Here is an 8941-nt window from a genome sequence, read left to right as displayed (position 1 = left end):
GCCGCGGCCTGCCCGGCGCTCAGGACGCCGGGGGCTCGGGGCCGGCCTCGGCCTGGAACCGACCGGGATCCGGTGAGGCTCAGGCCGGCGGGCAGAGGGTGGCGCGCAGCGCGTCGATGATCTTCTCGGCCTTCTCGGTGCCGAAGCCCTGGGGGTGGCCGGCATCGGTGAAGCGCTGGTTGGCCAGCTCGACCAGCTTGGCCCGGTCCTTCGGGAACTGGTACATCGACTGGCACTGGTTGCGGGCCCGGTCGACGGCCTGCTCGGGCTTGCCGCCGACGATCGCCGGGTCGATCGCCTCCAGCGCGGCGACGAGCTTGGCCGTGGCCTCGTTGCCCGGCTTGGTGGGCAGGCCGGCGTCGGTGGGCGGCGCGGGCTTGGGCGGCGCCGGGGTGTTCGGGGCGTCCGCGGCGCCGGGCGAGGAGGTGCCGGACGCGGGCCCGCCGGGCGTGGCCGGGGCGGGGGCGGCCGGCGTCGGTGCCGTGGTGGCGTCGGCGGCGGGGGTGCTCGCGGCGGCGGAAGCGGTGGACGCGGCGGATGTCGCGGAGGCGGTGGGGGAACCGGTGGTGCCGGACGCGGCGGTGCCGGAGCCCGAGCTGGAGCAGGCGGCGAGGCTCACCGCGGCGAATGCCGTGAGGGTGGCGGCGAGGAGACGAGTGCGCATCCCGCCACACTGTCATGTTCGCGCCGCCCAAGGGAAGATCCCCGGAGGGTGGGGGCTCCCGGGGGCGCGGAGGCGTTCCCGGTCGGTCGTGCGGCCCGGGGTTGCCGCTGACGGCGAACAACTTTCAGCGAACAGATGTTGAAATCTGTTCGCTGAAAGTTGTCATCTGAAATCTGTCAGCCCGCCAGGGCCTCAGGCCAGCCCGTTGGACTTCAGCCAGTCCTTGGCCACCGCGGACGGGTCCTCCTTGTCGACGGCGACCTTCTTCATCAGCGTCAGCAGGCCCGCCGTGTCCAGCTTGGCCGACACCGCGTTGAGCGCGGCCGTCGCCGTGGCGTCGACGCCCGCCTTGTTGACCAGCGGCGTGACGTTCTCCGCGCCGAACACGCCCTTCGGGTCGGCCAGCGGGACCAGCTTCAGCTGGGTGATCCTGGGGTCGGTGGAGAACACGTTGCCGACCTGGACCGAACCGTCCTTGACCGCGTTGGCGGTGGTCTCGCCGGTCGGCTTCCACTCCTTGAAGTTCAGCCCGTAGACGTCCTTGAACGGCTGCTCCTGACGGGACTTGAACTCCGGCGGGCCGCCGATGGTGAGCTCGCCCGCCTTCTCGGCGAGGTCCGCGATGCTCTTCAGGCCGTACTTGTCGGCGGTCTCCTGGCTGACGCTCAGGGTGTCCTTGTCCTCGGCGGGCGAGGAGTCGAGGATCGCCAGCGTGGCCGGCAGGGTCTTCGCGAGGGTCGCGTTGACCTCCTCCTTGGTGGGCGCGGCCGCCTTGCCGCCGAGGTAGGCGAGCAGCGAGCCGTTGTACTCGGGCAGCACGGTCAGGCTGCCGTCCTTGATCTGTCCGTAGAGCACCTCACGGCTGCCGATGTTGAACTTCTCCTGGACCTTGACGCCCTTGGCCTTCAGTGCCTGCGAGTAGATCGAGCCGAGCAGCACGTTCTCGGGGAAGTTGGCGGAGCCGACCACCACGGTCGAGCCCGATCCACCGGTCGCGCCGCCCCCGCCGGTGGCCGCCGCGGAGGATGCGCCGCCGCCCAGCGGGTCCGCGCCGGACGAGGAGCAGGCGGTGGCGCCGAGGGCGAGCGCGGCCAGCGTGCCGAGGACGACGGCCCGGCGCCCGGTTGCACGCCGCCGCGCGGTCGCGGAAGCGGAAGCGGCGGAGACCGATGCGGACGCGGCCGGCCGTGCAGATGCGGATGTCGACATGGTGATTCGTGTCCTTTCTAAGGGGGTGGGGTTCAGCGGGCCCGGCGCTGGGCGCGCAGCCCGGGCGGCAGTGCGTACCGGGCGAGCAGGGCGAAGAACAGCTGGGCGCCGACCGCGAGCAGCACCACCAGCAGCGCGCCGCCCACCGTGACGGCGAAGTTTCGGGTCGCCAGCCCGTCGACGACGTACCGGCCGAGACCGCCCAGCCCGACGTACGCGGCCACCGTGGCCGTCGCGATGACCTGCACCGTGGCGGTCCGGAACCCGGCCAGCAGGGTCGGCAGCGCGGACGGCAGGCAGACCTGCCGGAGCACCTGCGGGTGCGTCAGCCCGACGCCGCGCGCCGCGTCCCGGACGTCCGGGTCGGTGCCGCGCACGCCCTCGACGGCGGCCACCAGCAGCGGCGGCGCCGCGAGCGCGACCAGCGGGACCAGTACGGCCGTGTCGCCGACGCCTGCCAGCAGCACCGCCAGGGTCACCAGCCCGAGCGTGGGCAGCGCGCGGGCGGCGCCCGCCAGCGAGGTGACGGCGGCGGCGCCGCGCCCCGTGTAGCCGATCAGCAGGCCGAGCGGGACGGCCAGCAGGGCCGCCCAGAACAGTGCCTCGCCGCAGAGCACCAGGTGCTCGGTGACGCGGTGCACGATCGAGTCCGGTCCGCTGCGGCGGTCCGGGGAGGAGAAGAAGTCCCCCAGCCAGGAGAGCCAGTTCACCGGCCGGCCCCCTTCTCCAGGACGGCCCACGGCGCGAGCAGCCGCCGGGCGCCGAGCAGCAGCAGGTCCACGGCCAGTGCCAGGACGGCGATCAGCGCTATGCCGGCCACGATCGGGGTCGGGAAGGTGCGCTGGAACCCGTCGATGAACAGATAGCCCAGCCCGCCGCGGCCGACCAGCGCGCCGACGCTCGCCAGCGAGATGCTGGAGACCGCGGCCACCCGCAGCCCGGCCACCAGGTAGGGGACGGCGGCCGGCAGTTCGACGGCGGTCAGCCGGTGCCAGGGGCCGTAGCCCATCGCGGTGGCCGCCTGCCGGACCGGTTCGGGGACGGCGCGCAGCCCGTCCACCGTGGTCGGCAGCAGGACGGCAAGGGCGTAGAAGGTGAGCGGGATCATCACGGTGGCCTGGGTGGCCAGCCCGGTGTAGGGGATGAGCACCACGAAGACGGCCAGCGAGGGAAGGGCGTAGACGACGTTGAAGACGGCGGCGAGCGGCTGGTAGAGCCGGGGGAAGCGGGCGCAGGCCAGGCCGAGCGGGACGGCCAGCAGCAGTCCGGCCAGCACCGGGACCAGGGCGATCAGGGCGTGGTCGGCGAGCAGGTCGCCGAGGTACCCGAGGTGGTCGCCGATCCAGTACCAGCGGACGATCGGTTCATCGTCCACCGGTGGCTCCGTCCGCCTCGGTCAGCGGAGTCCCGCCGGTCACGGCCCGCGGCCGGCCGTCCGCCACGGTCAGCGGCTGCCCGTCGGCGTCCGGGCCGGGCCGTCCGTTCGCACCGGGCTGTCCGTCCGGGTGCGGGCCGGGCTTTCCGTCCGCGTCGGCGCCGGGTCGTCCGTCGGCCCCGGCGGGCGGTGCGGGGGTGCCCGTCAGGGCGGCGAGGACGGCCTCGCGGCTCGCCGTCCCGAGGGCCCGGCCGTCGGTGTCCAGTGCGACGGCGACGCCGGCGGGGGAGAGGACCGCGGCGTCCAGGGCGGTGCGCAGGGTGTCGGCCGCGGGCCGGTAGCCGGGTGCCGGGTGCAGGGTGGCGACGGCCGCGGTCCGGTCGATCCACCCGATCGGGCGGCGCTCGTCGTCCAGTGCCAGCTCCCAGCCGCCGAACCGCAGTCCGTCGGCCGGCGGGCGGACGCGCACGGCGTCGGCGGGGCGCAGGCCGAGCCCGCGCAGGCCGCGGTCGCGGCCCAGGAAGGCGGCCACGTCGTCGTCGGCGGGCGCGGTGAGCAGCGTGTGCGGGTCGGCGAGCTGGGCGATCCGGCCCTGTTCGCGCAGCACCACGACCTGGTCGCCGAGCCGGACGGCCTCCTCGATGTCGTGCGTCACGAACAGCACCGTCTTGTGCAGCTCGGACTGGAGCCGGAGCAGCTCGTCCTGGAGACCGGCGCGGACCACCGGGTCGACGGCGCTGAACGGCTCGTCCATCAGCAGCACCGGCGGGTCGGCGGCCAGCGCCCGGGCCACGCCGACGCGTTGCTGCTGGCCGCCGGAGAGCTGGAACGGGTACCGCTTGCCGGTCTCGGGCGCCAGCCCGACCAGTTCCAGCAGCTCGGCGGCGCGGGCGCGGGCCTTCTTCCGGTCCCAGCCGAGCAGGTAGGGGACGGTGGCGATGTTGTCGATCACCTTGCGGTGCGGGAAGAGTCCGGCCTGCTGGATCACGTACCCGATGCCGCGGCGCAGCTTGGCCGGTTCCAGCTCGGCGACGTCCGTGCCGTCCAGCAGGACCCGGCCCGAGGTCGGCTCGACCATCCGGTTGACCATGCGGAGCAGGGTCGTCTTGCCGCAGCCGGACGGGCCGACCAGGACGGTCGTCCGGCCGGTGGGCACGTCGAGGTCGAGGCCCCGGACGGCGATGGTGCCGTCGGGGTGGCGCTTGCCGGCGCCGTCGAATCTGATCACGGGGAGTTTCCTCGTCTCGGCGCCCCGGGGTGGCGGCGCCGATGGTGGCGGTCGGTCGATGGCTGCTTGGCGGACGGTCGGTGACGTTATGTCGACAAATGACGCTATGTGACCTGACCGTCTCTCTTTCGTATCAACTGCCTGGGCGTTCTTCCGCCCGCGTGGTTGCCCGGCATCGGACCGGCGGAAACTCCGATCAGCCTATGACTTGGATCATCTCCTGTCCCTGGGATATCGCGGGACAGCGCGCGGGCAGGTACGGCCGGGCGACGGCGGGCAGGTACGGCCGGGCGCGGTCCGGTGGCGGCCCGGGGTCGGTCCGGGTGCTCACAGGCGCGAGCCCAGGCGTCGGCCGGCCCGGCCGCCCTCGGCTCCTCAGCCCCCCGGCCGGGTCGGCAGCCCGGCGGCGGCCCAGCCGACGAAACCGCCGTCCAGGTCCGTCGCCCGGAGCAGGCCCAACTCGCGCAGCGAAGCGGCCGCCAGGCTGGACGCGTACCCCTCCGAGCAGACCACGACCACCTCCAGGTCATACCCGGTCGCCTCCGGGATCCGGTGACTGCCCGTCGGGTCGAGCCGCCACTCCAGCACGTTGCGCTCGATCACCAGCGCCCCGGGGATCTCCCCCTCGGCCGCCCGCTGCGCCGCCGGGCGGATGTCCACCAGCAGCGCCCCGTCCAGCTGCGCCTGGTAGGCCTCCCGGGCCCGGGGCCGGTGGACCCCCTCGCGGGCGCGCTCCACCAGGTCGTCGACGGTGGTCACCATTGCTCCGGTCCTTCCTGAGAGGTGCGGACCAGGCCGCCGGCCCGCAGTTCGTAGTGCGACATCGAGCTGAGCGGCGGCGCGTAGGCGTGCAGGGTGACGGCCGGTCCGGTGGCCGTGTTGCGGACGTCGTGCACGTACTCCGGACCGAACGCGCGGGTGGTGCCGGCCGGCACCCGGCGGACCAGCAGGCCCTGCTCGGCGCCGCCGAGCGAGAGCTCCTCCAGCTCGCCGAGTGCGACGGTGAACGCGCCGCGCGAGCCGCCGTGGTCGTGGAACCCGGTCGACTGGCCGGGCAGCCAGCTGATCAGCCAGACCTCGTGGTCCTCGTCGGCCACGAGCCGCCGGTACCAGCGCTCCTCGGTGGCGAGCCGGACGTGGTGGATCCACCGGTCGGGCTGCTCGGCCAGGTCGCGGACGACCTCGCGGAGGGCGTCGGCCGTGAGGGGCGCGCGCGGCTCCCCGGGTGCCGTGGGTGCTGCGGGTGTCGTGGGTGTGGCGGTGTCGGCATCGGCGGTGTCGGCGGCGCCGGTGCCGGTGCCGGCGGCGAGGTCCAGGCTCATGTGGGCGTCCTCGGGGAAGGAAGGCGGGTCGAGTGGAGCAAGGGGGCCGTGCCCGGGCGTGGCCGCAGGTGCGGACGGGAACCGTGGCGCGGCCGCGGGTGCGGCGCTGCCGGACCGTCAGTGCGGGTACGCCGGGCTGGGCGCGTCAGGAATGCGGGTGCGGGTGCGCGGCGCGGGCCCTGGAAGAGGTCACAGGGCGGGCCGGGCGGGAAAGGGCAGGGTCAACAGGCACAGATGGAACTCGCCTGGCGTCGCAGATCGACGTGCAGGCGGCAGACCAGAGTGGTGCCGGAGTCCATGCGCCGGATCCTTCCCGACGCGGCGGGCGCGAGTCAAGCGAGCCCGTCACCCCTGCGGGGCGCGTCGCGGTGGTGGTCCGGCGCGGCGGGCACGTGCGGTGCGGGGGCGTGCGGCGCGGGGATGTGCGGTGCGGCGGCGGGCGCCGCGGGGCCAGGGCCCGGGCCGGTGCCGGCCAGCACCGCCTTCAGCACGGGCGCGGCCTGCGCACCCAGGTGACGGCCGAGCGTCTGGTACGCGTCGAACTGCCGGGGGTCGAACCACTGGTCGCTGGTCGAGTCGTTCGGGAAGGCCGGGTTGGCCACGGCGTACGAGTGCAGCTCGTAGGGCATGTCCGCGGTGAGCACCGCCTGCAGGACGATCAGCGTGCCGTGCGAGGCGTCCCGGCCGTGCGGGCCGTCGGCCGCCGCCGTGTCCTCGTCCGGGACGGTGAGCGGCCCCGGGTACCGGATGTCCCCGGTGATCACGGCCCGCGCGGAGAGCCGGTCGGCGAGCCGGGCCGCCAGCCCGCGCAGCGGCCCGCCACCCGCGCCGCCCCCGCCGCCCCCGCTGCCTGCGCGCCCGCCACCCGCACCACCCGCGGTACCGGCCCTTCCGGCATCGCCGGGGACGCCCGCGCTGCCCGGGAGCAGCAGTTCGGGCTCGTGCAGGGTGATGACGATGCCCAGCTCCTCGCGGGCGAGCGTGATCGCCGCCGCCAGGGTGGCGGCGTAGGAGGTGTCCCCGCTGGCGTCGATGCAGACCGCCGTGCGGACGCCGTGCCGGAGCAGCTCGACCAGCCCGAGGTTCTCGTAGTGCCCGCCGTCGGTGGTGAGCAGGAACCGGTCGTCCATCGGGAACCGCCCGCACAGTTCGCGCAGTTGGTACGGGAGCCGCCGGACGGCGGGCTCGGGTGCGGTCCGCCAGTCCCGGCCGGGTGCCCAGAGCGGTCCGAGGACGGCCGGGTTGGGCAGCCAGGTGCCCAACCGGGCATTGGTCACCGCGAACAGCCCCTGGTACGAGCGGGACTGACGCCCCATCGCGGAGGAGAACGCGGCCCCGGAGACGGCCATCGCCGACTGCAGGGTGAGGTCCCGGGCGATGTGCGGCCGGGTGCGCCGCTCCAGCAGGTCGGTCCGGGCGTAGCCGACGTCCGGTCCGCCCACGTAGTCGTACGAGAAGGTGAACGAGACCGCGCGGCGCCCGGGCGGGGTGCGGGAGTTGCCGGACAGGTTGGCCGCCGCGGCGAACACCACCTGCGGGAAGCCGGGGCGCCGGGCGCCGTAGTGGCTGAGCCGGGTCTGCTCGCGGTAGAAGCGGTACGGCCGGGCCAGCACCTCGCCGTCCTCGGTGGCCCGGCGGACGGCGAACGCGGAGGCGAGCCGGCGCCGGTAGAACGGGTGCAGCCCCAGCCAGGTCTGGTCGAGGTTGAGGCCGACGGTGCCGAGGACGAGCGGCAGCAGCACCTGGGCGGCCGCCGGCCAGGCGTGGCCGGTGGCCACCGCCCAGCCGAGGGCCAGCAGCGCCCCGGCCGACAGCGCGGCCAGCGCCGACCAGACCACCAGGTACTCGGCGACCCGGCCGCCCAGCCCGCCGCCGAGGCGCCGGGTGCCGCGCAGCAGCCCGCCGAACGCCGCCGCGCCCTGTTCGACGGCCCGGCGCCCGCGCCAGAGGATGCCGAGCAGCAGCGCCAGGTAGCTGAGCAGGACGGTCAGGCTGAGGCCCGCGCCGGTCCGGCCCGCCCCGACCGCGAGCGCCTGCTGCAGCGCGACCGCGCCCCAGGCCAGCCCCGGCACCACCAGCACCCCTACGGTCAGCAGCGCCGCCAGCGCCAGCGCGCCGTACGAGAGCCGGCGCAGCGCACGCGGCAGCGGGGAGTTCCAGCCGAGCAGTGAGAAGACCAGCAGCCAGAGCAGCCAGCAGCCGACGCCGGCCACGAGCAGGACGAGCAGGGCCGAGACGGCCGCCGGCCGGAACACGGGCGGGTCGAGTGCCCCGCCCCCGCCGCCGGTGCGCAGGCCGACGGCGGCGAGCCCGTCCAGGTCGGTGAGCGGGACGAGGTGGTAGAACCGGCTCAGTCCGAGGCCGAGCACCAGGACGGTGGCGAGCAGCAGGGTGAGCGTGGTGACCAGGCCGCGCAGCAGCGTCCCGAGGGCGACCAGCCACTGCCCGGCGCCCTCCGCCAGGTACTTCGCGTGGCGGCGGAGGTGGTCCTCCTCGGGTGAGCCGGGCTCCAGGACGTCGTCGGCCGTCAGTCCGGACACGGCGTGCACCGGGCTGCCGGGGGCGGAGTCGCTGAGCGCCAGCTGGAACGCCCCGACGGTGTAGCCGCCGCCGGAGACGGAGACCAGGTACCGGGCCTGTCCGAGCCAGGGCCGCAGCTCCTGGAGGGCGCCGAGGGTGAGGCAGGCGGAGCGGATGCCGCCGCCGGAGACACAGAAGCCCAGCCGGGCGTGCTCCCGCCCCGGCGGTACGACGGCGCCGTTGCGCCAGCGGGCCTGGCGGTCGAGCGGCGGGTGCGGGCGCGCCCCGGGCGGCCAGTGACCGCCGTGGGAGGTGGCCACCGGCCAGGGCGGTACCAGCGCGGGTGCGGCCGCCGTCACCGGGGCCTCCGGGCTCTCCGGAGTGTCCGGGGGAGTGGTGCCGTCCGGGGGAGTGGTGCCGTCCAGGGGTGGCCGCCGCAGCAGGCCGCGCAGCGCGCGGTGCAGGGTGACGGTGACCACGACGACGGCCACCACCGCGGCGGGCACGAGCAGCAGCCACTTGACGGTGGCGAACGCGGTCGCGACGGCGAAGGGCGTGTCGGAGCCGTTGACGCCGCCGGGGCCGGGACCCCCGGGGCCGCCGGTGCCGCCCGGGCCGGCGGC

At 75.3% G+C, this 8941-nt stretch carries 9 protein-coding genes; all 9 read right to left on the bottom strand.

Features of this window, described 5'->3' with window-relative positions; translation table 11 throughout:
• Window positions 1–79: 79 nt before the first annotated feature.
• Window positions 80–664 (bottom strand): hypothetical protein, encoded by a 585-nt coding sequence (locus tag ABZ885_RS30530; protein WP_360195608.1) that lies wholly within the window; start codon window positions 662–664, stop codon window positions 80–82.
• Between the two features lie 192 nt (window positions 665–856).
• On the bottom strand, window positions 857–1873 hold the full coding sequence (locus ABZ885_RS30525) for an ABC transporter substrate-binding protein (RefSeq protein ID WP_360195605.1): 1017 nt from the start codon (window positions 1871–1873) through the stop codon (window positions 857–859).
• A 32-nt stretch (window positions 1874–1905) separates the two neighbouring features.
• Window positions 1906–2583, bottom strand: a complete 678-nt coding sequence (locus tag ABZ885_RS30520; protein WP_360195603.1) for an ABC transporter permease — start codon at window positions 2581–2583, stop codon at window positions 1906–1908.
• The gene (locus ABZ885_RS30515; protein ID WP_360195600.1) at window positions 2580–3248 is read right to left on the bottom strand and encodes an ABC transporter permease; all 669 of its coding nucleotides are present in this window, start codon (window positions 3246–3248) and stop codon (window positions 2580–2582) included. Before ABZ885_RS30515 ends, ABZ885_RS30520 begins: the two co-directional genes overlap by 4 nt.
• On the bottom strand, window positions 3238–4476 hold the full coding sequence (locus tag ABZ885_RS30510) for an ATP-binding cassette domain-containing protein (RefSeq protein ID WP_360195598.1): 1239 nt from the start codon (window positions 4474–4476) through the stop codon (window positions 3238–3240). The genes ABZ885_RS30515 and ABZ885_RS30510 overlap by 11 nt, the downstream gene beginning before the upstream one ends.
• A 375-nt stretch (window positions 4477–4851) precedes the next feature.
• The gene (locus ABZ885_RS30505; RefSeq protein ID WP_360195596.1) at window positions 4852–5238 is read right to left on the bottom strand and encodes a rhodanese-like domain-containing protein; all 387 of its coding nucleotides are present in this window, start codon (window positions 5236–5238) and stop codon (window positions 4852–4854) included.
• Entirely contained in the window at window positions 5232–5798 is a 567-nt protein-coding gene (locus ABZ885_RS30500; protein ID WP_360195593.1) for a cysteine dioxygenase family protein, read from the bottom strand. Before ABZ885_RS30500 ends, ABZ885_RS30505 begins: the two co-directional genes overlap by 7 nt.
• 221 nt (window positions 5799–6019) lie before the next feature.
• Entirely contained in the window at window positions 6020–6097 is a 78-nt protein-coding gene (locus ABZ885_RS30495; RefSeq protein WP_101948289.1) for a putative leader peptide, read from the bottom strand.
• 33 nt (window positions 6098–6130) lie between these two features.
• The coding region (locus ABZ885_RS30490) for a hypothetical protein (RefSeq protein WP_360195590.1) at window positions 6131–8941 on the bottom strand (2811 nt) is incomplete at its 5' end.

The sequence above is a fragment of the Kitasatospora sp. NPDC047058 genome (assembly GCF_040643935.1).
Classification (GTDB): Bacteria; Actinomycetota; Actinomycetes; order Streptomycetales; family Streptomycetaceae; genus Kitasatospora.
The sequence above is the reverse complement of the archived record's forward strand: the minus strand, read 5'-3'. Positions and strand labels throughout refer to the sequence as shown.

What these genes read in the sequence shown, in the direction of transcription:
- ABZ885_RS30530 (WP_360195608.1), bottom strand. Translation starts at nt 664, where the DNA reads ATGCGCACTCGTCTCCTCGCCGCCACCCTCACGGCATTCGCCGCGGTG.
- ABZ885_RS30525 (WP_360195605.1), bottom strand. Translation starts at nt 1,873, where the DNA reads ATGTCGACATCCGCATCTGCACGGCCGGCCGCGTCCGCATCGGTCTCC.
- ABZ885_RS30505 (WP_360195596.1), bottom strand. Translation starts at nt 5,238, where the DNA reads ATGGTGACCACCGTCGACGACCTGGTGGAGCGCGCCCGCGAGGGGGTC.
- ABZ885_RS30500 (WP_360195593.1), bottom strand. Translation starts at nt 5,798, where the DNA reads ATGAGCCTGGACCTCGCCGCCGGCACCGGCACCGGCGCCGCCGACACC.
- ABZ885_RS30495 (WP_101948289.1), bottom strand. Translation starts at nt 6,097, where the DNA reads ATGGACTCCGGCACCACTCTGGTCTGCCGCCTGCACGTCGATCTGCGA.